This is a genomic window from Duganella sp. Leaf126 (genome assembly GCF_001423125.1).
In the GTDB taxonomy this organism is placed as follows: Bacteria; Pseudomonadota; Gammaproteobacteria; order Burkholderiales; family Burkholderiaceae_D; genus Rugamonas.
The window spans coordinates 383539-409385 of record NZ_LMNW01000023.1 but is presented as its reverse complement, the minus strand read 5'-3'; the positions used below and the strand labels follow the sequence as shown (position 1 = coordinate 409385).

The window sequence follows — 25847 nt, the reverse complement described above, 5'->3', positions numbered from 1 at the left end:
ACCATGCAGCGCCGTCGGCCGGCAGTGCGGCTGCGCACATGAATCGGCACCGCCCGAACGCAGGCGAAGCGCGCGTCGGGCCGAAGATCAGCTGCGGCGAAGGCGCCTGCCGCTGCCGGGTTGCACGCTGTCGGCGCAGTCGCCGCACAGCCCATAGAGCGACAGCGAATGCTCGTGCAGCACGAAGTTGCGCTCACGGGCCACGGCTTCCTGGCGCAGCTCGATGGCAGCGTCGAGGAATTCCTCCATCCTGCCGCAGCCGGTGCAGATCAGGTGGTCGTGGTGGCCGCCTTCATTAAGCTCGAAAACCGAGGCCACCGATTCGAAATGCCGGCGGATCAGGATGCCGGCGTCGGCAAACTGCATCAGCACCCGGTACACGGTGGCCAGGCCCATGTCGATGCCCTCGTCATGCAGCAGGCGATAGACATCGTCGGCATTCAGGTGTTTGGCCTTCGATTCCTGGAACAGCTGCAGGATGCGCAGGCGGGGCAGGGTGGCCTTCAGGCCCAATTTGCGGAGTTCTTGCGGAATGTCCATGCGGTGCCGATCTGCGTCAAGATGATAATGATTCCCATTCGCACTATAACCAGGTTTTGCTTTCGTTGCAATGTCCGATTGCACTGCGGATTAACTGGGGCCGCCCGCTCATCCTATAATCGGTGTTTTATCATCGCTTGCGTATGACAAGTTAAATACAGCCGGGTTTTTTCGTGAACTATCCCTTCCTGAACGGCGGCGGCCACATCGCGCAGATCATCGCATCCTACGACTGGACCGGCACCTCGCTCGGCGCCATCGACAGCTGGCCGCAATCACTGAAGACCACCGTCTCCAACATGCTGCGCTCCACGCTGCCGATGGTCGCGCTGCTGGGCGAAGACGGGGTGATGATCTATAACGATGGCTATTCCGTGTTTGCCGGCCGCCGCCATCCGATGTCGCTCGGCTCCCGGGTCTGCGAATCATGGCCCGAAGTGGCCGAGCACAATGCCCACGTGATCCGCGTGGCCCTGGCCGGCGGCACGCTGGCCTACACCGACCAGGAGATGACCTTGCTGCGCTCGGGCCGGCCGGAACAGGTGTGGATGGATCTCGACTACGCGCCCATCCTGGACGAAGCGGGCAAGCCGTTCGGGGTGCTGGTGGTGGTGGTGGAAACCACGGCCAAGGTGCGCGCCGTGCAGCAGCTGCGGGCCAGCGAAAACACCTTCCGCACCCTGGCCCAGGCGATCCCGAGCCAGGTGTGGGCAGCCGACGCCGACGGCGCACTCACCTGGCTGAACGAGCAGGTGTACCGCTATTCCGGCACCCAGCCGGGTCAGCTGACCGGCGACGCCTGGACCGCCGTGCTCCACCCGGACGACAGCGCCCGGGTAACGGCCGCGTGGCGCGCGTCGGTGGCGACGGCGCAGAACTTCGAGGTCGAATACCGGATCCGCCGCGCCGACGGCGCCTGGCGCTGGCACATCGTGCGCGCCATGCCGATCATCGACGACAACGGGGTGGTGCAGCGCTGGGTCGGCACCAGTACCGACATCGAAGACCAGAAAGCCACCGCCAGCAAACTGCAGCAGCAGGTGGCCGAACGCACGGCCGAGCGCGACCGCATGTGGCGCCACGCCACCGACGTCATGCTCGTGGCCTCGTTCGATGGCTGGATCACGTCCGTCAATCCGGCGTTCACCCGCCTGCTGGGCTGGGACGAGCACGAGATCATCGGCACCTCGCTCTACCAGCTGATCCACCCCGACGATCTGCAATCGTCGCGGGCGGAAATGACCAGCCTGGCCCAGGGACAGACGACTTTCAGGTTCGAGAACCGTACGCTGCGCAAGGGCGGCGGCCACGCCATCCTGTCATGGACCGCGGTGCCTGACGAAGGCTATATTCACGCCGTGGGCCGCGACATCACCGTGGAGCGGGCCGCTGCCGAGGAGGTGCGCCGCACCGCGCTCAAGCTGCAGCAGGCGCAAAAGATGGAAGCGATCGGCAAGCTGACCGGCGGCGTGGCGCACGACTTCAACAACCTGCTGCAAGTCATTTCCGGCAACCTGCAGCTGCTGGCGTCCGACGTGCGCGGCATGCCGCGCGCGGTGCACCGCGTGGAGCAGGCGCTGGCCGGTGTGACGCGTGGCGCCAAGCTGGCCAGCTACCTGCTGGCTTTCGGCCGGCGCCAGGCGCTCGATCCGCGCGTGGTGCGCATCGGCCGCTTCATCACCGGCATGGAAGACATGCTGCGGCGCAGCCTGGGCGAGGAAATCGAGATCGAAACCGTGATCTCGGGTGGCCTGTGGAACACGCTGGTCGATACGGCGCAGGTGGAGAACGCGGTGCTCAACCTGTGCATCAACGCGCGCGACGCCATGGACGGCGTGGGCAAGCTCACCATCGAAGTGGGCAACGCCCTGCTCGACGAGCGCTATGCCAGCAACCACCCGGAGCTGGCGCCAGGCCAGTACGTGATGATCGCCGTCAGCGACACCGGCAGCGGCATGTCGCCCGAGATCATGGCGCAGGCCTTCGATCCCTTCTTCTCCACCAAGCCCGAAGGCAAGGGCAGCGGCCTCGGATTGTCGATGGTGTACGGCTTCGTGCGCCAGTCCGGCGGCCATGTGCAGATCTACAGCGAACCCGGTTGCGGCACCACGGTCAAACTCTACCTGCCGCGCTCCACCGACATCGAGGATGCGCCGGCGCCGCCCGAACCGCGCGCCGTGGTGGGCGGCCAGGAAACCATCCTGGTGGCCGAGGATGACGAAGGCGTGCGCGCCACCGTGGTCGAGATGCTGGGCGAACTCGGTTACCGTGTACTGAAGGCGGGCGACGCCGCCAGCGCCCTGTCCATCATCGACAGCGGCATCCCGATCGACCTGCTGTTTACCGACGTGGTGATGCCGGGACCCCTGCGCAGCCCGGAACTGGCGCGCAAGGCGCGCGAACGCCTGCCCGGCATCGGCGTGCTGTTTACGTCGGGTTACACCGAAAACGCCATCGTGCACGGCGGCCGTCTCGATGCCGGCGTGGACTTGCTGGGCAAGCCCTATACCCGCGAAGCGCTGGCGCGCAAGGTGCGCCACGTGCTGGCCAACCGCCAGCACGCGGGGCAGCTGGCAGCGCAGGCAGCGCTGGTAACGCAAACTGCACGGGGGGCGCAGGCAGCGCACGCTGTGCAGGCAACGCAGGCGAAGCAGGCAGCGTTTGCCATGCACGCAGCGCAAACAGTACCGGCAACGCAGACAACGCATGCACCGCAAACAGTGCCGGCAACGCAAGCAACACCTACAACGCAAGCACCGCAAGCACCGCAAGCAGTACCGGCAACGCCGCCGTCGCCAGCGGCCGGCCGCCGCATCCTGCTGGTCGAGGACGAGCCGGAGCTGCGCGAGACCACGGCTGAATTGCTGGCGCTGCTCGGGCACGAGGTCGAAGCCTGCGGCGATGCGGCCAGCGCGCTCGCTGCCCTAGCGGCCTGCCCCTTCGAGGTGATGCTCACCGATATTTCGCTGCCCGACCTGTCGGGCGAAGTGCTGGTCGCGCGCGCGTTGGCGCTGTGCCCCGGGCTGCAAGTGATCTTTGCCAGCGGGCAGACGCCGAAGGCGCCGCACGCCGGTGCGCAACTGTTGCTCAAACCGTTCAGTATCGACCAGCTGGTGACCGCGCTGGCACGTCCCTGATCCCTGAAGCCGGCGCCATTTTTAATAACAAGAAGCAATTATTGGTGTATTTCTATCAAATAAATGGTGGTTTTTGGTGAGAATCTTTGATATATTGCCGTATGGCATTATCTTTGCGGTGTCTTCACGGCACGCGGCTGCCTAACTGCGGCCGTCTCACCGGTCTGCCCCATTTTTTGTGATGTACACGCCCGCTCCGGCGCGCCTGCGTTCGTTCGCCGGGCGGCCTGCGGCCCGGGCCGGGAGTTCCACATGATCGTTGATCTGCTTGCGCGCTGGCTGCGACGCGGGCTCGATACCTATATTTCTCTGCCACTGTTCGCGCTCGCCCTGCTGGGCGGGCTATGGCTGCTGTCGCTGCACGATATCGAGCAGGGACGCGAGCGCGCGCGTGCAGCGGCACTCAACACGGTCGGCGAGGTACTGGGCACCTACGAAGCCCAGGTGGCGCGCAGCGTAGACGGCATCGACCAGACCCTGCGCGTGATGAAGTACGCGGTCGAGCGCAGCGGCGCGGCGAACACGCTGGCGGAACTGTCGCGCGAAGGTCTGCTTCCTCCCGGCATGGTATTTGGCGTGAGCGTGGTCGATCGCCACGGCATGGTGGTGGCCAGCAATCCGCGGTCACTGCCGGTATCGGTGGCCGACCAGGCTTTTTTCCTGTATCACCAGCAGCGCGACAGCGGCAGTATCTTCATCGGCCATACCCAGCGCGATCCGGCCAGCGCCGAAGCGCACCTGCAGTTCTCGCGCCGGCTCGACGACAACCAGGGCAATTTCGCCGGCATCGTGATGCTGGACGCCGATCCCGCCTATTTCACCAGCGGCTATGAACGCAGCCGTCTCGGCGAGCGCGGCATGCTGGCGCTGGTCGGCACCGATGGCGTGGTGCGTGCACTGCGCGTGGGCGACCAGGTCTCGTATGGCCAGCAATTGCCGGCCGGTGCTGTCGATGTGGACGATGGCGTAAACCGCTTCGCTGCCGCCCGCGACCTGCACCAGGTGCCGCTGCGGGTGCTGGCCGGCCTGGACGAAAACGAGCACATGGCCGCGTTCGAGCGCGATGCCCGCGAAAAGCTGTTCGCCATGACCATGGTCAGCGTGGCGCTGGTGGTGGCGACGGCGCTGCTGTGGATCTGGGCCTGGCAGGGTGCGCGCAATGCCATCCGGGTGCGGCGCGCGCGCGAGACCTTCGCTGCCGCTTCCGCCGCCAGCCTGGACGCCTTTTTCGTGCTGCGCGAGGTACGCGATGCCGACAAGGTGATCACCGATTTCCGCTTCATCGACGTCAATGCCCGCGCCGAGCGCATGACCGGCATGACGCGTGACCAGCTGTGCGCCATGACCCTGATGCAGATGATCCCGGAAGCGCGACGGGTCGGCATGTTCCAGCTGCTGGTGCAGGCCAGCGAAGACGGCGCCGTGCACGAGCGCGAATGGGAAAACACCACGCAGCCACGCTATCCGCGCTGGATGCAGAAACAGGTGGTGTCGGTGGAGGGCGGCATCGTGGCCATCGTGCGCGACATCTCCGAGCGCAAGCTGGCCGAGGCGCGCATGCTGCACCTGGCCCACCACGACAATCTCACCGGCCTGCCCAACCGCATCCGGATCGCGGCGCGGCTGAACCAGATGGTCGCAGCCGGCGGCGCCGTGATGGTGGCCTTCATCGACCTCGATGGATTCAAACTGGTCAACGATGGCCTGGGCCACAACGCCGGCGACGAATTGCTGAAGATCGTCGCCGACCGCATGGCGGGCTGCCTGCGCCCCGGCGACACCGTGGGCCGCTTCGGCGGCGACGAGTTCGTGCTCATGCTCGACGCCAGCGCCAGCGCGGCCGACGCCACCGCCGTGATCGAGCAGGTGCGCCACGCCGTGCTGCAGGCCATGTGCGTGGCCGGGCAGCAGGTGCAGGTCAGTTGCAGCATCGGCGTGGCCGTCTATCCGCACGATGGGGCGGACGCCGAAACGCTGCTGATGCACGCCGACGCCGCCATGTACCGCGCCAAGGAGCTGGGCAAGAACAATTACCAGTTCTACACGCGCGCGATGAACCTCGACATCGAGGAAAAACTGCGTTTGATGGAGGGGCTGCGGGTTGCGCTCGACCAGCAGCAGTTCCGGCTGATGTACCAGCCCAAGGTGGACATGCGCACCGGCCGCATCTTCGGTTGCGAGGCGCTGGTGCGCTGGAACGACCCGGTGCGCGGCGTGATCGGTCCCGACCGCTTTATCCCGCTGGCCGAGGAGAGCGGCATGATCGTCGCTTTGGGCGAATGGGTGCTGCGCAGCGCCTGCTTCCAGAACCGGGCCTGGCAGGACGCCGGCCTGGCGCCGCTGCGCATTTCCGTCAACGTGTCGCCGCGCCAGTTCGAGGAGCAGGGCCTGGTCGACCGGGTGGCGCGGGCGCTGGCCGACAGCGGCATGGACCCGCGCTGGCTGGAACTGGAGGTGACCGAAGGCGTGATCATGCGCGACCTGGCGCAGGCGGTGGACAAGATGGGCCAGCTGCGGGCGATGGGCGTGTTCCTGTCGATCGACGATTTCGGCACCGGTTATTCCAGTTTGTCGGCGCTGAAGTCGTTCCCGATCAGCACCCTCAAGATCGACAAGTCCTTCGTGCGCGACCTCGGGCGCAGCTTCGGTGACGAGGCGATCGCCACGTCCATCATCGGCCTGGCGCACCGGCTCAAGCTGCGCGTGATTGCCGAAGGCGTGGAAACCGAGCAGCAGCGCAGCTTCCTGTCGGAGAACGGCTGCGACGAACTGCAGGGCTACCTGATCAGCCGCCCCCTGCCGCCGGAGCAGCTGGCACAGATGCTGGCGTCTCCGGCCCTGATAGCGGCCTGAACAGAACGGCCCCTGTTGTACAATCTTCCTCCCAAGGGGACCTCGAAAAACCGTAGCGGATCGCGCAGCAGGTTTTACGAGGTTCTCCCAAGTTTAGAGAGGAAAAACTATGACGATCCGTGTACACCATCTCAACAAAAGCCGTTCGCAGCGCATCGTCTGGCTGCTCGAGGAACTGGGCCTGCCCTATGAACTGGTGCGTTACCAGCGCGATCCGGTCACCAATTTTGCCCCGCCGGAACTGAAAGCCATCCACCCGCTGGGCAAGTCGCCCTTGCTTGAAGACGACGGTGTGCTGATCGAGGAATCGGGCGCCATCGTGCAATACCTGCTCGACCGCTATGGCAAGGGCCGTTTTCAGCCAGCCGCCGGCACGCCTGCCGCGCTGCGCCACCTGCAGCTGATGCATTTCGCCGAAGGCTCGGCCATGATCCCGCTGCTGTTGCGGATCTACGTGTCGCGCCTGGGCGAGGGCGGCGCACCGCTGCACGGCCGCATCGACAGCGAAGTCGCCAGCCACTTCGACTACCTCGAGAGCATCCTGGAGCCGTCCGGCTACTTCATCGGCGACGACCTGACCGGCGCCGACATCATGCTGAGCTTCCCGGTCGGCATCGCCGCCAAGCAGCCCGAGGCAGGCAACTGGCCGCGCCTCAAGGCATTCACAGCCGCCATCGAAGCGCGCCCGGCCTGGCAAAAGGCGATGGCGGCGACCGGCGGCTAAGGCTGCCCCGTTTCGGCTTCAGCGCTGGCGCGGGCAGCGCCGGCGCTTCGGTACCGGGCCTGGCCCGGCGCCGCTGTCGGCGCCGCCAGGTGAGGCTGTGCACGCGCCGCTGCAGCGATGAAGTCTGCCACCTGCGCGGGATGCGCCACCATCGACATGTGGCTCGAGCGTAGCGTGCGGCGCATCGCGCCGATGTGGGCGGCGGTCCAGCGCTGGACCGCCGGCGGTAATGCCCGGTCGTCGTCCGTCACCAGGTACCAGCGCGGCTTGCTGCGCCACGCCGCGGTCGTCACGTTCTGGCCGAATGCGCTGGCTGCGATCGGTTGCTGGGCGGCTGCCAGCATGTTGGCCTTTTCCCGCGCCACATCGTGGGCCATCACCGCGCGGTATCGCTTGCTGTCGTCGAGCCATACCAGGCCATCCGCGTCGGGCGTCATGCCATCCATCGGCGCACCGCGCCGGGTCAGCACGTCGGCCGCCGACTCGCCGCTGTCGGGCACGATGGCCGACAGGTACACCAGCCCCTTGACGTTCGCAGCAGTGCCTGCCTGCGTGATCACCACGCCGGCCCACGAGTGGCCGACCAGCAGTACGTCGCCCGGCTGCCTTGCGAGCACGCGCTGCGTGGCGGCAACGTCGTCTGCCAGCGACGTGAGCGGATTCTGCACCGCCGTGACGTGGTAGCCCCGGCGTTGTAACAGCGTCATCACGTCGGTCCAGCAGGAACCGTCAGCAAAGGCGCCATGCACCAGTACGATGTTGCGAATGCCGGGCGGCGCAGGCTGCTGCACCTGGTTCGCTGGCGTGCTTGCCGCCGCAGCGCCTGCAGCAGACAAGGCGGCCAGCAGCAGGGCAGCAATGCCGCCGACAAACCTGGCACCGGCACCTGACGCCGCGCCGCCGGTGAGCGTGCTCGCAGCGTTGCCGGCAAAGTTGCCAGCAAGGCTGCCGCCTGGCCCGCAAGCCGCCCCCTGAAGGGGACTGCTTCCAGGGCCGCCGGTCAGGCCGATGACACGATGTCTCTCACGGCTGCAAGCAGTGCTGCCGCCAGCGTCGCGCACAAGCTCGTCGATACCGCCGGCACGGCTGCCGCCTGGGCCGGGAGCTGCATTCCCAGCCAGGCATCGAATCGCAGGCGCCAGCAGCGACCCATCCAGCTTTGTGCCGTGCCGGCAGCGACCTGCCATGTTTCCAGCAGCGCCGGCGCTGTCGTTGCGGGCCCGCAGCCTATAAATGGCGGCCATCACGCGGCCCTGGCGTCGGCTGCGGCCCACGCTGCCGGGAAACTGGCTGCGCGCAGGGCGGCGTCGAAGGCGGTTACCTCGCAGGTCGCCACCTGGTGTACCTGGTAGGCATCCCGGGCCAGCATGGCGTCCAGTGCGGCGCGGCTGTCGCAGTGGGCGATCAGCATCCCGCCGCTGCGGTCTTCGAACGGTCCCGCGACGATGATGTGGCCGTTGCCCGCTTCGGTGGACAGCCACGCCTTGTGGGCCGGGATGTGCGGCGCCAGCTGGTCCATCGGCACCGTATAAATGATTTTGACGACGTATAACATGCGGTTCTCCTGCAAAGTTGAAGGTGGGGCGATCAGCCGGCCATGGCGGCAATCTCGGCCAGTGTTGCGTGCGCGGCGGGCAGCGATTGCGCGCGTGCTTCGCGGCCGCGCGACAGGTTCTCGGCCCGCATTATCTGTACCCGGTCGATGCCCATGAAACCGAAGACGGCTTTCAGATACGCTTCCTGGAAGTCCATCGCGGCTGCCGGTCCGTCCGAGTACATGCCGCCGCGCGTGGAGACCACGATCACGTGCTTGCCGCCAGCCAGGCCCACCGGGCCGGTGTCCGTGTAACGGAAGGTCATGCCCGGCTGGACCACGCGATCGATCCAGGCCTTCAGCTGGCTCGGTATGGACAAGTTGTACATCGGCGAACCGATGACGATGACATCGCTGGCAAGCAGCTCGCGCACCAGTTCTTCGGAGCGTGCGTGTTCGGCGTGCTGCGCCGGACCGGCGGCGCCGCCCTGGATCGGGCGGAAGCCGGCAGCGATGGCGCCGTCGAGGTGGGCGACCGGGTTGGCCACCAGGTCGCGCCGCACCACGGTGGCGCCAGGTTGCTGCGCCAGCAGTTGCGCGACCAGCGCTGCGCTCAATGCGCGCGAGGCGGAGGCATCACCGAGGATGCTGGAATCGAGGTGCAGGATGTGCATGGTAAGTCCTTCTGGAGAGGGTTGGCATGGGGTGCAGCTTGCCTGCAGCTGGCGGCCCTGTCCAAGACCGGTTATGCTGGAGTTCAGACCGATCCGGTCTCAACTCCGACTTCACGGGCGTACCATGCTAGACCTGCGGCAGCTGCATTTCTTTATCACGGTGGCAGAGACGGAAAATGTCGGCCGCGCTGCCGAGTTGCTGCACATTTCGCAGTCGCCGCTGAGTCGCCAGATCCGGCAACTGGAGGACCAGCTGGGCGTGCTGCTGTTCGAGCGCCATCGCCAGCGCATCCGGCTCACGCAGGAAGGGCGCGACCTGCTCGGCGAGGCGCGCGCCCTGATGGCTGGCGCGCAGCGCGTCGAGAGCCTGGCCCGCAGCGCGTCGAGAGCCTGGCCCGCAGGCTCGGTGCGGGCAGCGCCGGCCGGCTTGCCATCGCCTACGTGGAAGCGGCCCTGTACGCCAACGTGCTCAGCACGGCGCTGCGGCGCCTGCGCGCGCAACGCCCGTCGGTCAGCCTGTCGGTGCAGGCGATGGGGACGGCGCTGCAGTTCGAGCAGCTGCACCTGGGCACCATCGATGCCGGCCTGGTGTACCGCCCGCCGTCGGCGGACGGGGGCCTGAGTTCGGTGCCGGTCTTGCGCGAGCCGCTGGTGCTGGCCATTCCCCGCGCCGATCCGCTGGCACGCTGCCGCACCGTCACGCCGGCGCAGTTGCACGGCCGACCCTGGATCAGCGTGGTGCGCCAGCCGGTCGATACCTTGCGGCCGGCCCTGCTGGCAGCCTGCCAGCGCGCCGGCTTCACACCGGACATCCTGTACGAAGCGTCCGATCCGCTGTCGTCGCTGCACCTGGTCAGCGCCGGCCTCGGCTGTGCAGTGGTGCAGGCCAGCCTGGGCAGCAAGGCCGTGGCCGACGTGGTGTTCAAAAAAATCCCGTGGCTGGACCTCTACGTGAACGTGCACCTTGCCTGGCGCAGCGACGACCAGCGGCCGCTGGTGCAGCAGATGCGGGCGGCGCTGGAGGGCGCGCAGGCGCGTGGCTGATGCTGCGCGCGGCGCCAAGCATCAATCGATCGCGCCAGCGCCGTCATTCCCATGTGCCAGCATGGTCTGCAAGGTCGCGATATCGCGTTCAAGCTTGCCGGTATGCTGCAGGTCCGGGTGCAGCAGTTCCTGCTCCAGCCGCAACTGTTCCTGCAGCGCGCGCAATGCCGACCACAGCGCTTCCTCCACCGCCTGCCGTTGCTGGGCAGCCAGCGCACGGGCGGTAAAGGCGTGCCCCGTGTGGCAGCGGAAGCGCGGCGGTACGGTGCCGGCGATCTGCCACAGTGCGCCCCCGCATTCGGGACAGGTATAGCCGCTGGGCTGGCCGATGCGTGCGAGTTCGGCGATGCCGGCGCGGCCCTGCAGCCAGCGGTTTTCCACGTCCACCCACGGCGGCGCCTGCACCGGGCCGGGCGCTGGCGCATCGATGCGCGCGGCCAGGATGGCAAGCAGGGGACCGATGTCGGCGATGCGCAGCACATGATCGACCGCCACGTTGCTGATGGCGCTGGCAGGCATGTCGGGCACTTGCGCTTCGTTGGGATCCTGGACGATGACCTGGCCGCCGCAAGCCTTGATCGCCTGCAGGCCGGAGGTGCCGTCGTCGAGATAGCCGGTGAGGATGGCGCCGATCACGTGGCCGTCGAACGCGGTGGCCGCGGACCGGAACAGCGGGTCGATGGCGGGCCGCGTGTAGTTTTCCTTGGGCCCGTGCCACAGGCGCGCGCGCGGCTGGCCCTCGTGCAGCTCGACCGTGAGGTGGTAGTCCGGCGGCGCCACCAGAATACTGCCCGGCAGCAGCAGCGCGCAATCCTTGGCGTGGCTGACCGGTAACTGGCAAGTCCGCTGCAAGATTTCGGGCAGCACGCTGCGGCGCGCGCCGATGTGCATCACGATCAGCACCGTGGCAGGCAGGTCGGCGGGCAGGGCGGCGGTGACGGCCGCCAGCGCTGCCACGCCGCCGGCGGAGGCGCCTATCAGGATCAGCTTTTGCATGCGTGGGTTTCCTTTGCCGTACTGCCGGTGCGCGTCGCGCAACGTCCCAATACGTGTGCAGCCATGGTCGCACGGTTCGCGGTGCACACTGCTGAAAAAAAATTCAAGAGTATAAAATTGATCTCTTTTTTCCCTTATCGGAGCCTAAGCCATGGCCCAGCCCGATCAATCCCAGCAGCACGCCCTCGCTGCGCAGGTCCAGGTGATGCGCAGCGCCCGGCAGTTCCCGGTGGTCGGCATCGGCGCTTCCGCTGGCGGGCTCGAGGCGCTGCGCGAATTCTTCCGCCACACCGCTGCCGACAGCGGCGCCGCCTACGTGGTGGTCATGCACCTGTCCCCGGTCCACGAAAGCGATGCCGATGCCGAGCTGCAGCGGGCAACGGACATGCCGGTGATGGTGGTCGACCGGCCCCTGCACGTGGAACAGAATACCGTGTATATCATTTCGCCGAGCCGCATCCTGGAAATGAACGACGGCTATTTGCGCTTGCTCGAGCGCGAGGCCGGCGGGCCGCCGGTGGCGATCGACCAGTTCATGCGCACGCTGGCGCTGGCGCACGGACCGCTGGCGGCTGCCGTCATTCTCAGCGGCACCGGCGTGGACGGCGCCGGCAGCCTGTCGCTGGTCAAGGACCAGGGCGGGGTGGTGCTGGTGCAGGACCCCGAGGAAGCGCTGCACGCCGGCATGCCGCGCGCGGCCATCGATTCCGGCGTGGCCGACTTCGTGCTGCCGGTAGCGCAGATGCCGGCCAAGCTGGGCGACCTGTGGCGCAACGCCCGCGACATCGAACTGCCGCCCGGTGCCACCGACGGCGCCAAGGTTGCCTCTGCCGACCTGGACCCCGATTATCTGCTGCGCGACATCCTGGTGCTGCTGCACGGCCGTACCGGCCACGATTTCCGGCAGTACAAGCAGGCCACCGTGCTGCGGCGCATCGAGCGCCGCCTGCAGGTGCGCGAGGTGCACACGCTGCACGCGTACCGCGACCTGCTGCGCGACGACGCTGCCGAAAGCCACGCCTTGCTGGCCGATATGCTGATCGGCGTCACCCAGTTCTTCCGCGACCCCGAGGCGTTCGATGTGCTGGCGCGCGAGGTGGTGCCGCAGCTGTTCCGCGACCGCGATGCCGAGGACCTGGTGCGCGTATGGAGCCTCGGCTGTTCCACCGGCCAGGAAACCTATACGCTGGCGATGCTGCTGGCCGAGCACGCGGAGAGCGCCAACGTCGGATACCAGTTCCAGCTGTTCGGCTCCGACATCGATGCGCGCGCCATCGCTGCCGCGCGCGCCGGCGTGTATCCGCCCAGCATCGCCGACGACGTGGGCGCGGCACGCCTGGCGCGCCACTTTACCCGCGAGGATGGCCGCTACCGCATCCGCAAGACGCTGCGCGAGACCATCCTGTTCGCCAACCACAACGTGCTGCGCGACCCGCCATTCTCGCGGCTCGACCTGATCTGCTGTCGCAACCTGCTGATCTACCTGAACCGCGAGGCGCACGCCCAGCTGCTTGAAATGTTTCATTTCGCGCTCAAGCCGGGCGGCTACCTGTTCCTCGGTGGTTCCGAGTCGGCCGAGACACTGGCCGATTATTTCGTCCCCGTCGATAAGAAATACCGCGTGTACCGGGCCCGGCCGGCGCCGCGCTTCGGTCGCGCGCGCGGCACCATTCCGATGGCGGTGGCGGCAGTGCCGCGGCCGCCGGCAGCCAATGCGGCCACCTTGGGCAAGGTGGGTTTCTCCTACGCAGCGGTGCACCAGCGCCTGCTGGCCGATTACGCGCCGCCCAGTGCACTGATCGACCTGGACGCCAATATTGTCCACCTGTCGGAAGGCACGCAGCAGTTTCTGCATTACGCGGCGGGCGAGCCGTCGCGCAACCTGGTAACGCTGGCGGAGCCGGAGTTGCGGCTCGAACTGCGTGCCGCCCTGCTGCAGGCGGTTCAGACCGGCAAGAGCGTGGAGACGCGCCGCGTCGCCCTGCAGCGCGGCGACCGGCTGTTCTACGTGAATATCGTCGTGCGGCCCGTATTCGACGTCAACGCCAGCGCCGATTTCATGCTGGTGCTGTTTCACAAGGCCGAGCAGACCACCGACGGCCAGGTGCCGACAACGGACGGCCAGGTGCAGGAAGCGGTGCTGTCGGGCCTGGAGCAGGAGCTGCACCGCACGCGGGCCCAGCTGCAGGACACCATCGAGCACAGCGAAACGTCGAACGAGGAACTGCGCGCCTCGAACGAAGAGCTGCAGGCCATGAACGAAGAACTGCGCTCGGCCACCGAGGAACTGGAAACCAGCAAGGAGGAACTGCAATCGGTGAATGAAGAACTGGCCACCGTCAACTACGAACTGAAAAACAAGGTCGAGGAAGCAGGCAAGATCAACGACGACCTGCAGAACCTGATCGCATCGACCGATATCGCCACCATCTTTGTCGACCGCAGCCGCCGCATCAAGCGCTACACACCGCACGCGGCCACGCTGTTCAACCTGATCCCGGGCGACGTCGGCCGGCCGCTGCGCGACATCACCCACCAGCTCGACTATCCGGACCTGGCGGCGGACGCCACCGATTCGTTCGAGAGCCTGCGCGTGGTCGAGCGCGAGGTGAGCAGCGAAGACGGGCGCTGGTTCATTTCCCGCATCCTGCCTTACCGCACCGGCCAGGACCGCATCGACGGCGCCGTGCTGACCTTTATCGACATCAGCAGCCGCCGCCGCGCCGAGGAGCAGATGCGGCGCAACGAGGAACGCATGCGGCTGGTGGCGGCCAGTACCCGCGACTACGCCATCATGACGCTCGACCGCGACGGCCGCATCACCAGCTTCAACAGCGGCGCCGAACGCATGTTCGGCTATGCCGAACAGGACATCCTGGGCCGCGACGACAGCATCATCTTTACGCCCGAGGACCGCGCCGCCGGCGTGCCCGACGATGAAAAGCGCCGCGCCCGCGAGGAAGGGCGCGCCGAAGACGAGCGCTGGCACCTGCGCCAGGACGGCACGCGCTTCTTTTGCAGCGGCGTGATGACGCCGCTGGCCGATGGCGCGTTCGTCGGCTATGCCAAGATCGGGCGCGACCTCACCGGGCGCGTCCAGCACGAGCAGCGGCGCGCCGAACAGCTGGCGCTCGAGCGCGACCGCCGGGCCGAGGCGCAGACCGCCAACGCGCTCAAGGACGAGTTCCTGGCCGTGATGTCGCACGAGCTCAAGCATCCGCTCAACCTGATCCACCTGAATGCCGACCTGATCTGCCGGATGGCTGCCTCGCAGGACAACCTGGTGCTGGGCAAGGCGGCCGAAACGATCCGCGCCTCCACCGTCAGCCAGGCCAAAATCATCAACGACCTGCTGGACCTGTCGCGTCTGAAGACCGGCAAGATGGCGATCAACCGGCGCCCGATCGACCTCAACGTGATGACGCGCAGCATCGTGGACATGGTGCGCGCCGATCCTGCCGCCACCAACGTGCGTATCGATTACAGCGAACCGGACGAACCGCTGCGGCTGTACGCGGACCAGACCCGGATCGAGCAGGTGATCTGGAACCTGCTCAACAACGCCATCAAGTTCACGCCGGCGGGCGGCACCATCGAAGTGGTGCTCGAGCGCGACGGCCAGTGGGCCAGGCTCGACGTCCGTGACAACAGCCAGGGCATTGCGGCCGAGTTCCTGCCAACCATTTTCGACATGTTCGGCCAGGGTTCGCCCAGCATCGTGCGCGGCACCAAGGGCCTGGGGATCGGCCTGGCGATGGTGCGCCAGATCGTCGAGCTGCATAACGGCAGCGTGCAGGCGGCGTCGCACGGCAGCGGTCACGGCGCCAGCTTCACGGTGCGGCTGCCGCTGGACGGCCGCCAGCAGGTACGCGAACTGCCGGCGTCACAGGCGGGCGCTTCTGCGCTCGATGGCGTGCGGGTGCTGCTGGTGGACGACAGCGAGGATGTGATGGAAGCGTTCAGCCAGCTATTGGGATTTACCGGCGCAGCCGTCTCCGGCACCACGTCGCCGCAGCGTGCGCTGGAGCTGCTGGCAAGCGACGATTTCGACTTGCTGATTTCCGACATCGGCATGCCGGAGATGGATGGGCTGGCATTCATCGACGCCGTGCGCACCGGCGCCCGTAACGCTGCCGTGCCTGCCATTGCGGTTACCGGCTACGGGCGCAAGGCGGACATCGAGCGCGCGCTGGCAGCCGGTTTCGACAGCCACGTCAACAAGCCGGTGGAAATCGACCAGGTCGAGGCCGTGGCGCGGCGCCTGCTGGGACGCTCCGAACCGGGCTGAAAAGGGGGCGTATGCAGATGCCGGCGTTGCGGTCGGCTGCCAGGGCCAGCCGGTGCCTGGCACACCGGCATGGCAGGAGCGGCTGCGGCTTAAATGCTGCGGCTTATTTCAGCGCGCCCTGGACCTTTTTGGCCATCGCGCCGTGTTCGGCAACGATCGGCTCGAGCTTGGCGGCGAGCGCCTTGATATCGGCATCCTTGGCGCTGGTCATGTCTTTTTTGAGCGCAGCGTGGACCTTGGCGTGGTCGGCCACGCCGCCCTGGCGGATGTAGGCCTTGTCGAAGGCGGCGCCGGACAGCTTTTGCAGGTCGGCAGCCATTTTCTGGTGGGCGGCGTCGGGCGCGTCGGGCAGCGTGACGTTTTTGGCTTGCGCGACCTTCTTGGTTTCATCGAGACCGGTCGTGTGATCGTCGATCATCTTCTGGGCGAAGGCCTTGACCTCGGGATTGGTCGATTTCTCGACCGCGATTTTTCCTGCAGCGACCTCGGCCATGTTGGCTTGGGCAATGGCCACCAGGCGGTCGGCATCGGCCTTGGCAACGGTGGCAGTCTGGGCGGACGCCATGCCGGCGGCGGCAAAGGCGATCGACAGGGCGGCAAGCAAGCGGGTGGTTTTCATCGGGTGTCTCCTGGTAGGGGAGCAGCGCGGCGCACTGCCAACCGCCAGTCTGCTGCCCAAGTCCCGCTGGCTCTGTGCGCCATGTCACCGATAAGGCCTACCGGGCGCCCGGCGCCCGGCGCTTCAATAGGTCCAGGTCAGGGTCGCGCTGCCGTTGCGAGGCGCAGCGTAGTAGCTCTGGGTCCAGTATAAGCTGGTCAGGTATTTCTTGTCGGTGACGTTGTTGAGGTTGATGGCCAGGCTCAGGTGACGATCGAACGCGTAGCGCGCCATCAGCCCCAGTACCGCGTAGCTGCTCTGGGTGGTGGTAATGCCCGCGCCCTGGTCCACCGACGATTTGCTCTGCCAGCGCAGCGAGCCGCCAACCTTGAGTGCAGGCAGGCCGGCCACGGTATACGTGGTGTTTGCCCGCACCGACGTGCGCGGAATATAGGGCTTGGCCTGTTCGCCGCGATCGCCATGGATGGCCAGGCTGGTCACGCCGGCGCTCGCTTGCCAGCCGCGCGCGAGCTGGCCCGACGCTTCCAGTTCGACGCCTTGCGACTCGGCATTGATAGCGCGATAGATGGTCTTGCCGCCGACGAAGCCTGCGGTCTCGGCAGTATTGTCCTGCCGGGTGTTGAACACCGCGCCCGACAGGTTGAGTCGGCCATCGAACAGCGCGCTCTTCAGGCCGGCCTCGGTGGTCCGGCCTTCGATCGGCGCCAGCGTTGCGCCGCTGGCGTCGGTCTCGGTTTGCGGATTGAAGATCTGCGTGTGGCTGGCGTAAGCCGACAGCGACGGGTTGATGTCATAGACCACGCCCACATACGGCGTGGTCCTGGTGGCTGACCGGGCCCGGCTGGCGCCATAGGAGAAGCCGTCGCCGCGCGCCCGTGTGTGGTTCAGGCCGGCCAACAGCTTCCAGTCGTCGGCCAGGTTGAGGCGGGTGGCGGCAAACACGCTGCTGCGGCGGTCCTGATAGCGGCTGCCGTCGGTGGAGGCGTCGAACAGTGGCAGCGGGAAACTGCCGTCGAAGGCCGTATTGCCGGGCAGGGAGTCGCCGATGCCGCGACCATACAGCGACTGGTCGGTCAGGCGCGACTTGGACCAGTTGTAGCCGAAACTCAGGTCATGCGCGCGACCGCCGAGGGCGAATTTGCCGTCCACTGCCACATCGACCAGGCTCTGGGTATGGCTGGACGCATATTTGGATGGATAGGCCAGCAAGCCCAGGCCGGTGGTGCGGTCCGGCGTGCCGTAGACGTACTGCAGCGTGGAATCCGATTTTTCGGTCAGATAATTGGCGGTCGCCAGTACCTGCCAGCCCTGGCCCAGCTGATGGCGCAGTTCGGCGAAGGTGCTGTTGTTGGTGGTGTCCCAGCGCGACCAGTCGGCAGCGGTGTTGGTGCTGCGCGGATAGCTGGTGGCCGTGCCGTCCGTGTAGTACAGCGGCAGCGCACCCCACATCACGCCCTTGTTGCGGCCGGCCTCGTAGGTGTGGCCGACGGTGAGCTCGGTGGCGTCGCCGAGACGAGCGTCGACCACGGCGTAAGCGATGTCGCGTTTCGGCTGGTAGCGGTCGAGATAGGAATCGCCATCCTGGTGCACCAGCACGGCGCGGCCGGTGACACTGCCGCTCTCGTTGAGCTTGCTGGTGACATCGCCTTCCACGCGGCGCGTATTCCAGGAACCGAGCGTGACGCTGGCGCTGGCTGCCGTCTGCGCGGTGGGACGCTTGCGGACGAAGTTGACGGTGGCGGAAGGGTTGCCGGTGGACGTCATCAGGCCATTGGCGCCGCGCACGATGTCGATGCGGTCGTACAGCGCCGTATCGATATCGCCCTGCAGATTGCCGAACACCTGCGGCAAGCCCACGCCGTCGTACTGGAAGTTGACGATGTCGAACCCGCGCGAGGTGAAATAGGTGCGGCTGGTTTCCACTTTTTCGACGGTGACGCCGGTGGTGGCGCCCAGCACGTCGTTGATGGTGGTGAGCTGGAAGTCGTCCATCAGCGCGCGCGTGACCACCGAAACCGATTGCGGCGTCTCGCGCAGCGAGAGGTCGAGCCGGCTGGCCGACTTGCTGGAGCGGGCAGTGTAGTCATCGGTCGCCACAGCGGCCCCGGTGACCGTCACCACGGGCATGACGCTGTCGCTGTGACGGACTTCGGCGGTGTCCACCGCGCTGGCGTTTTCAGCTGCCTCGGCCATACCAGCCGGGGTTGCGGCAGGCGTTGCGGCGGCGTGGGCCGCATAGGTCAGCGACAGGGCCAGCAGCAGCGGGCGCTTGGGGAAATGACGGGTCATGCATGCTCCAGAAGATATTTAAATAAGAATCATTCGCATTATAGGGTGATCAGCTGGCAATTGCAATATTGGCAGGGGGACTGACTGCGCTTGCCCGGCATTGTGTCGTTGCCGCGCAAGCCAGGGCCGGATGCCGCCGCCGGGTGACGATTGATGCCGCACAAGGTCACGCCGCCACGCGGCCACTACGCTGGTTGTTGGTTCCGGAGGCGGCGATGAGAAGATTCCTGTATGCAGTGTTGTCCTGTTGCGTGGCCGCTTGCAGCGCCACCTCGCACCGCGCCCCGGCGCCCGGCGACGCGCAGGTGATACCGATCACGGCGCAGTGGCTGGACGCGCAGCGCCGCCTGCTGGATGGGGCAGGCGCTAGCGGGGGAGCGCAGAGCGTGATCGTGGCCGGCGCCGGCAGTGGCGCTGCAGCCGCGGACGGCCCCGTGCCCGGACCGGCACTCGCACCAACGGCATTGACACCCGGAACCGTACCGGCAGTCGCATCGGCACCTGGAACGGTACCGGCAGTCGCATCGGCACCCCGAACCATACTGGCACCCGGAACCGTACCGGCAGTCGCACCGGCGAACAGCGCCCACGACGCTACGCTGCGTGCTGCCGCCATCGGGACGCAAACGCTGGCGACGCAGGCAGTGCCGGCGCCGACGGGTGACGCCGATGGTGACAGCGCCCTTGCTTACCGGCTCGGCGTCGGCGATGTGCTGGCCATTACCGTGTGGGACCACCCGGAACTGACCGGCCCCGGCTTGCCGTCCCGCTCAGACAATGTTGATGGCCAGGTCGGTCCGCCGCCGGCCACCTTCGTGATCGACCAGCAGGGCAATCTGCATTTCCCGTTTGCCGGCGCCGTGCCGCTGGCCGGACTCACGCGCGAAGCGGCGCGCGACCGCCTGGCGCAGCGGCTGGCGCGCTATTTCCGCACGCCGCGCGTCACGCTCGCCGTGATGGCTTACCGTAGCCAGCGCGTCTATGTCGATGGCCAGGTGCGCATGCCGGGGCCACAGGCAATCAACGATATCCCGATGACGCTGCGCGAGGCGCTGAACCGCGCCGGCGGCCTGCTGCCCACCGCAGACCAGAGCCGCATCACGGTCGAGCGCGCCGGGCGCCGGTACCGCATCGATCTGCTGGCAGGCGCAGCTGCAGCGACCCCGGACGCGCCATCGGCCGCGGCGCTTGTGGACGTGCCTGCGGCGATGTCCGCAACGACACCTTTGGTAAATTCTGCAGCGATGACTGCCCGCACAGGTAGAGAGGCCACCGCAGCCACGCATCCAGCGACATCGGCACCGGCTCGTTCATCGGCACCGGCGCCTTCGGCGTGGCCGAAGACCGCGCCTGCAGCGCCCGGGCACTCGGGCAGCGGTGCCGACCATGCGGTGTCGGCGACCATGCTGCTGGCGGACGGCGACGTGGTGCGGGCGCCGCCCAGGGACGAGAGCAAGGTGTTCGTGGGCGGCGAAGTGTTATCGCCGCGCGCGCTTCCCATGCACGACGGCCGCCTGACGCTCGGTGAAGCGCTGGGCGAGGTTGGCGGGCTCAATCCGCAAACCGCAGATGCCAGCCAGGTGTACGTGGTGCGCCGCTCGCGCCCGGACGGCGGTGCGCGCGAAGACATGTCGTCGTCGGCGTCAGCATCTGTCACGCCTGGCGCATCGGCCCCCGTATCGGCACCCGCATCGCCTGCGTCGGCAGCGTCGTCACGCAGCCCGCTGGTCTATTGGCTCGATGCCCGCTCGGCCAGTGCCCTGGCCCTGGCCGAGCAGTTCGAGCTGCAGCCGCGCGACGTGGTGTATGTCGCCGCCTCCACGCTGACCAACTGGCACCGCGCCATCAGCCAGCTGTTCCCGGGCGAGCTGTCGTCCGCCGTCGGCGTGACGACCCGGCCATAGGAGGCGCAAATGGACGCACCACGCAACAGCGCGAGCGAGGCAGCGGACGAACTCCGTCGCTCAAGCATGCCGCACCCGCGAGAGGGCACGGCCAGGCTGCCTCCGCTGATCGCATACCCGGCGCCGGCCGCCCCGGTCGATCCGACCATGCTGGCCTGGCGCGCCTGGTGGCGCGCGCTGGCTGCGCGGCGCTGGCTGATCGTCGCAGTCGCTGGCTTGTGTACCTTCGTCGCGCTCGGTTATGCGCTGGTGGCCGCACCCGTCTACCAGGCCAATATGTTGCTGCACGTGGAAGAGGAACAGCCCAACGCGTCGAAGAACATTCTCAACGATGTATCGTCGCTGTTCGAAACCAAGAAGGCGGCAATCGCCGAAATGGAGCTGCTGCGCTCGCGCCTGGTGGTCGCGCCGGCAGTCGATACGCTGCGTCTGTACATCGATGCCCGGCCGCGCTATTTTCCGCTCGGGGGCGAATGGATCGCGCAGCGTCGCGGCGACCAGGTTGCGGCGCCGTGGCTGCGCGGACGCGGCGGCTATGCATGGGGCGCAGAAAAGATCGAGGTCGCCGTGTTCGAGGTGCCGGAGCGCTGGTATGGGCGCCAATTCCGGTTGACGGCGCTCGGTGACGACCGCTGGCGCCTGTCAGACGCGAGCGGCCGCCCGCTGCTCGAAGGCCGGGTAGGGGAACCGGCGCGGCTGGAGCTGCCTGCGCTGCCAGCGGCTGTACAGCCAGGCGCGCCATCTGCCGCGGCGACACGCGGTCAGCGCGTGGCGCCAGGCGGCGACGGCACGGTTGCCGCTCCTTCTGCGCCGGATACCATGCTTGCAGCGGCAGAGCCTGGGTCAGGACAGGCGCACGCTGCAGCGCCTGAAACCGTGGTGCTGCTGGTGACGCAGCTGCGCGGTGCTGCCGGCACGCGCTACACGCTGCGCCGGGTGTCGCGGCTGGCCGCGCTCGAAAGCGTGCAGCGCGCGCTGCAGATCACGGAACAGGGCAAGCTGTCGGGCATTATTGCGGTCACCTTGCAGGGCGGCGATCCGCAGCAGGTGTACGCCACCCTGACCGAAATCGGCCGCGAGTATATGCGGCAAAACCTGGCACGCCGCACCGAGGAAGCGCTCAAGACGCTGGCCTTTCTCGACCGCCAGCTGCCGGTGGCCAAGCAGCAGCTGGAAGCGGCCGAGGCCAGCTATAACGGCTTTCGCAGCGGCCACGACACCATCGACCTCGGTCAGGAAGTGCGCATCGCACTCGACACGCTGGCAGCTGCGCAGGCACGGCGCAGCACGCTGGTGCAGCGGCGCGCCGAATTGCTGGGCCGCTTTACCGACGAACACCCGGTCGTGCAGGCGGTCGCGCAGCAAATGCGGGAAAATGACCGCGACATCGCGGCGCTGGAAGCACGCATCAAACGCCTGCCGCGCATCGAGCAGGAACAGGTGCGGCTCGAACGCGACGTCAAGGTGTCCGGCAACCTGTACACGGAACTGCTGAACACGGCACAGCAGTTGCGGCTGATGGCGGTCGGCAGTATCGGGACCGTGCGCATGGTCGATATGCCGGTCCTGCCCGAAAGCGCGCTCAAGCCCAACCGACCGCTGATCGTGATGCTGGGGCTGCTCAGCGGGGTATTTCTCGGCGTGCTGCTGGCGCTGTTCTGGCGTGCCGTGCGCGGCGGAATCGACGCTGCCGAACGCATCGAGGCACTGCTGGGACCGAACACCGTGCATGCCACGATCGCGCACAGCCGCAGCCAGGACCGGCTGCACCGACAGGCGCGCCGCGCACGCACCGACAGTCGCAGTCGCCAGGCCGGGCAGCACGCGTATCAACTGCAGCTCTCGCCGCCGCAGCGTCGTGAGCAATCGGAAGGCTTGCAGTCTCCGCGGCCAGTGGCGCCGCCACAGGCGCCACAGCAATCGGCGCAGGCTCGGTGCTCTGAGCAACCGCAGCAACCACAGCAACCACAGCAACCACAGCAACCACAGCAACCACAGCAACCACAGCAACCACAGCAACCACAGCAACCACAGCAACCACAGGAGCAGGAGCAGGAGCAGCAGTTTCAGCGGTGGCCGTACCATCAACAGTCGTCGGCCGCGCTGCTGCTGGCCCGGCAGGTTCCTGGCGACGTGGCGATCGACAACCTGCGGGCGTTTCGCGCCACCTTGCAATTCGTGTTGCCGCACAGTCGTAACAACATCGTCTGTTGCATGGGTCCCACGCGCGGGGTCGGCGTGACGTTTGTTTCGGTCAACCTGGCGCTGCTGCTCGCTGCCGGCGGTCAGCGCACGCTGCTTGTCGATGCCGACCTGCAGCACGGTACGCTGCATGCACACTTCGGCCTCGACCGTGCTGCCGGGCTGTCCGACTGCCTGGCCGGTGTGCTGCAGCCGCAGCAGGCGTTGCGTAGCAGCGTGGCGCCTCGCCTCGACCTGATGGCCGCCGGTGGCGCTGGTCCGTACCAGACCGAACTGCTGCAGCCGAGATCGTTTGACGACTTGCTGGCACAGCTCAACGACCGGTACGACGTGGTGCTGGTGACGGCGCCGCCGGTGCTGTCGGTTGCCGATGCGCTCGTCGTGGGCGCCAGCGCCGGGTCCGTATTCGTGGTGGCGCGCGCCGGCGTGACGACCGAAGCCCAGCTGGGCGCGGCGGTCAAGCGCCTCAATCACGCCGGCATCGCGCCGCGCGGCGTGGTGTTCAACGATGTCTGACCCCGCCCGACAAAAATGTTTACCAGCGCCGCTGCATCGCTACCGTGCCGGAAGCCGCATGGTTGCTTGCTTTGGTATTTCCGTTCGGCACGCTGTGCTGATTGAAAAAAAGCCCGTTAGAATTTTTCGAGAAAATTATTGAACTATAGAATTTGACGCCGATCAAACCTCGCTCATTCATTTGATAAAAGCGAGGAACGGCTGATGAAACTATCCGTCAACTACCTGTCTCAAACCAGTGTCGCCGGCGCGGCTGCCTGCGTGGTGCTGCTGTCCGCGTGCGGCGGCCAGGGCGATGCCCCCGGCCAGCCTGCTGCCGTCACCCTGGCCGCCACGACCCAGCAGTCGGATGAAGCGGCCGGCTACGATGCGGCAGCAAGCGCGCTGTACGTGGCGACCACGGGTTCCGACAGCAATCCCGGCACCAGCGGCCAACCGTTCAGGACCATCGCCCGTGCGGCCCAGGCGGCAACGCCCGGTGCCGTGGTGCACGTGGCGCCGGGCGTGTACGAAGGGGGCTTTCGCACCAATGCCAGCGGTACGCCGACGGCCCGCATCCGCTACGTCTCGGATAGCAAATGGAACGCACGCATCGTGCCGCCAGCCAACTCGGCCAATGCCGTGGCCTGGGATAACCGGGGCAGCTATGTCGATATCGATGGCTTCGAGGTCGATGGCAGCAACCACAAGGCCGGCACGCGCTGGGCAGTCGGCTTGTACACGGCAGGCTCGTTCGGTACGGTAAGTAACAGCCATGTCCACCATATCGGCCAGGGCGGATGCGTGTCCGGCGGCGGCATCGGCGCCGACAGTTATTACAAGGGCGTCAGCAACGATGTGCTGGCCAATGTGGTGCACGATATTGGCGTGTCAGGCTGCAAGACCATGTCCGGCGTGTTCGTCAACAGCGCCGACAGCGACGTCAAGAACAACCTGATCTATGGTGTCTCGCAGGCCGGTGTGCAGCTATGGCACGATGCGACGCGGGTGGCGGTGAGTCACAACACCATTTTTGCCGCGCAAACTGGTATTGTCGTAGGCGGCGGCGACCCCTATACGTCCAGCGGCGTCAACGATTATTCGCGGGTGGCCAACAACATCGTGGTCGATACCGAGTATGGCGTGGTCGAGCAGGGCAACGTCGGCAGCAACAACAAATATACCAACAACCTGATGTACCAACAGACGGCCTACCCGTACTTGCTGATCAAGGGTGTTGCGGTGGCCACCATCGCAGCAGCGCCGCAGTTCGTCAATTATGTGCGCAGCGGCGGCGGCGACTACCAGCTGCAGGCAAGCTCGCCGGCGATCGACAAGGGCCTGGCAAGCGAAGCGCCACCTACCGATCTCAACGGCAAAGCGCGACCGGCCGGCGCCGGCCCCGACCTGGGGGCGTACGAGTTCAACGGCGCCACGCCCGGGCCCACGCCGACGCCCAACCCTGTGCCGGACACGGCGCCATCGACGCCGAACAATCTGTACGTATCGACCACGGGGTCCGACAGCAATTCCGGGGCCCAGGGGTCGCCGCTGCGCACGATTGCCCGCGCATCAGCGCTGGCCAAGCCCAACACCACGGTGCACGTGGCACCCGGCACCTATGCCGGCGGCTTCAAGACCACGGCCAGCGGCACGGCCAGCGGCCGCATCTATTACTACTCGACCACCAAGTGGGGCGCCAAGATCGTGCCGCCGGCCAGTTCCAGCAACAACATCGCATGGGACAACCGGGGCAGCTATGTCGATATCATCGGCTTCGAGGTGGACGGCAGCAAGCCGCAGGGCGGCACCGTGTGGCGCAGCGGCCTGTACACGGGCGGCTCGTACGACGTAATCCGTGGCAACCGCGTGCATCACATCGCCAACACCCTGGCATGCAACGGCAGCGGCGCCTCCGCCATTGGTGTCGACTCGTATTACAACGGTGTGAAGGGCGATGTGATCAACAATGTCGTCCACGATATCGGCCCGGCCAACTGCAAATACATCCAGGGCATCTACGTCAGTACCTCGGGCAGCGTGGTGGGCAATGTGGTGTACCGGGTGTCCGAGGCGGCGATCCACCTGTGGCACGATGCGACCAATGTCATCATCGCCAACAACACGGCAGTGGCGTCGGGCACCGGCATCGTGGTGGGCGCGGGGGACTTCTATCACCGCAGTGCCCCCAACGATTACACGCACGTGGTCAACAACATCGTGTATGACAACCGCTACGGCATCAGCGAACAGGGCTCGACCGGTACCCATAACACCTACCGCAACAACCTGGTGTACCAGAACAGCATCTACAACATCAGCCTGAAGAACGGTCTGCAGGCCACGGGCACGGTGTCGGCCGATCCGCAGTTCGTTTCCTACACGCGCAGCGGCACGCCGGACCTGCACCTGCGGTCGTCGTCGCCGGCAAAGGGCAAGGGCACGACCGACCATGCACCGTCGACCGATATCGAGGGCAAACCGGTGGTTGCCCCCGTGACCATCGGCGCGTACCAGTAGACGGCAAGCGCGCCTGACGAAACCCCGC

The 25847-nt window shown here is 66.7% G+C and carries 14 protein-coding genes and 3 pseudogenes; 10 read left to right on the top strand and 7 right to left on the bottom strand.

Annotated elements, in window-relative coordinates:
• Positions 1 to 87: 87 nt before the first annotated feature.
• Positions 88 to 540: a ferric iron uptake transcriptional regulator gene (gene fur / locus ASF61_RS12990; protein WP_056156422.1), complete on the bottom strand. Its 453-nt coding sequence runs from the start codon at positions 538 to 540 to the stop codon at positions 88 to 90.
• Between the two features lie 173 nt (positions 541 to 713).
• On the opposite strand from fur, the gene ASF61_RS24100 reads away from it, so the two are divergent.
• From ASF61_RS24100 to ASF61_RS12975, 3 genes are all read left to right on the top strand, one after another.
• On the top strand, positions 714 to 3677 hold the full coding sequence (locus ASF61_RS24100; protein ID WP_056156420.1) for a PAS domain-containing protein: 2964 nt from the start codon (positions 714 to 716) through the stop codon (positions 3675 to 3677).
• 252 nt (positions 3678 to 3929) lie between these two features.
• Positions 3930 to 6530, top strand: coding sequence for an EAL domain-containing protein (locus tag ASF61_RS12980; protein ID WP_056156417.1), 2601 nt, complete (start codon positions 3930 to 3932; stop codon positions 6528 to 6530).
• Between the two features lie 109 nt (positions 6531 to 6639).
• Complete coding sequence (locus ASF61_RS12975) at positions 6640 to 7254, top strand: glutathione S-transferase family protein (protein WP_056156415.1); 615 nt, start codon at positions 6640 to 6642, stop codon at positions 7252 to 7254.
• On the opposite strand, the gene ASF61_RS22815 is transcribed toward ASF61_RS12975, so the two are convergent.
• From ASF61_RS22815 to ASF61_RS12960, 3 genes are all read right to left on the bottom strand, one after another.
• A complete protein-coding gene (locus ASF61_RS22815; RefSeq protein ID WP_229205836.1) occupies positions 7251 to 8090 on the bottom strand; it encodes an alpha/beta fold hydrolase in 840 nt (279 codons plus the stop codon). The two genes, ASF61_RS12975 and ASF61_RS22815, sit on opposite strands and share 4 nt — an antisense overlap.
• Positions 8091 to 8497: 407 nt before the next feature.
• On the bottom strand, positions 8498 to 8809 hold the full coding sequence (locus tag ASF61_RS12965) for a YciI family protein (protein ID WP_056156412.1): 312 nt from the start codon (positions 8807 to 8809) through the stop codon (positions 8498 to 8500).
• A gap of 32 nt (positions 8810 to 8841) precedes the next feature.
• Positions 8842 to 9462: an FMN-dependent NADH-azoreductase gene (locus tag ASF61_RS12960; RefSeq protein WP_056156411.1), complete on the bottom strand. Its 621-nt coding sequence runs from the start codon at positions 9460 to 9462 to the stop codon at positions 8842 to 8844.
• Between ASF61_RS12960 and ASF61_RS24600 the strand changes: the two are divergent.
• Together ASF61_RS24600 and ASF61_RS12955 are read left to right on the top strand one after the other, a co-directional pair.
• Positions 9434 to 9715 (top strand): annotated as a pseudogene (locus tag ASF61_RS24600) (LysR family transcriptional regulator); the annotation flags it as partial. The gene ASF61_RS12960 and the pseudogene ASF61_RS24600 overlap by 29 nt on opposite strands.
• Positions 9716 to 9852: 137 nt before the next feature.
• Positions 9853 to 10506, top strand: coding sequence for a LysR family substrate-binding domain-containing protein (locus ASF61_RS12955; RefSeq protein WP_255354566.1), 654 nt, complete (start codon positions 9853 to 9855; stop codon positions 10504 to 10506).
• 21 nt (positions 10507 to 10527) lie between these two features.
• Here ASF61_RS12955 and ASF61_RS12950 read toward each other — a convergent pair whose 3' ends face one another.
• Complete coding sequence (locus tag ASF61_RS12950) at positions 10528 to 11502, bottom strand: chemotaxis protein CheB (RefSeq protein WP_056156409.1); 975 nt, start codon at positions 11500 to 11502, stop codon at positions 10528 to 10530.
• Positions 11503 to 11653: 151 nt separating this feature from the next.
• Between ASF61_RS12950 and ASF61_RS12945 the strand changes: the two genes are divergently transcribed.
• Positions 11654 to 15790, top strand: coding sequence for a CheR family methyltransferase (locus ASF61_RS12945; protein ID WP_056156407.1), 4137 nt, complete (start codon positions 11654 to 11656; stop codon positions 15788 to 15790).
• 103 nt (positions 15791 to 15893) lie between these two features.
• On the opposite strand, the gene ASF61_RS12940 is transcribed toward ASF61_RS12945, so the two are convergent.
• Positions 15894 to 16409, bottom strand: coding sequence for a DUF4142 domain-containing protein (locus ASF61_RS12940; RefSeq protein WP_056156404.1), 516 nt, complete (start codon positions 16407 to 16409; stop codon positions 15894 to 15896).
• A 123-nt stretch (positions 16410 to 16532) separates the two neighbouring features.
• On the bottom strand, positions 16533 to 18698 hold the full coding sequence (locus ASF61_RS12935; protein ID WP_056156402.1) for a TonB-dependent siderophore receptor: 2166 nt from the start codon (positions 18696 to 18698) through the stop codon (positions 16533 to 16535).
• A gap of 215 nt (positions 18699 to 18913) precedes the next feature.
• Here ASF61_RS12935 and ASF61_RS24090 point away from each other — a divergent pair.
• From ASF61_RS24090 to ASF61_RS12920, 4 genes and pseudogenes are all read left to right on the top strand, one after another.
• A pseudogene (locus tag ASF61_RS24090) lies at positions 18914 to 19831 on the top strand (polysaccharide biosynthesis/export family protein); the annotation flags it as partial.
• Between the two features lie 276 nt (positions 19832 to 20107).
• Positions 20108 to 20602: pseudogene (locus tag ASF61_RS24085) on the top strand (SLBB domain-containing protein); the annotation flags it as partial.
• A gap of 9 nt (positions 20603 to 20611) precedes the next feature.
• Positions 20612 to 23320, top strand: a complete 2709-nt coding sequence (locus ASF61_RS24080; RefSeq protein WP_082491580.1) for a GNVR domain-containing protein — start codon at positions 20612 to 20614, stop codon at positions 23318 to 23320.
• 204 nt (positions 23321 to 23524) lie between these two features.
• Positions 23525 to 25819, top strand: a complete 2295-nt coding sequence (locus tag ASF61_RS12920) for a DUF1565 domain-containing protein (protein WP_056156400.1) — start codon at positions 23525 to 23527, stop codon at positions 25817 to 25819.
• Positions 25820 to 25847: the final 28 nt, after the last annotated feature.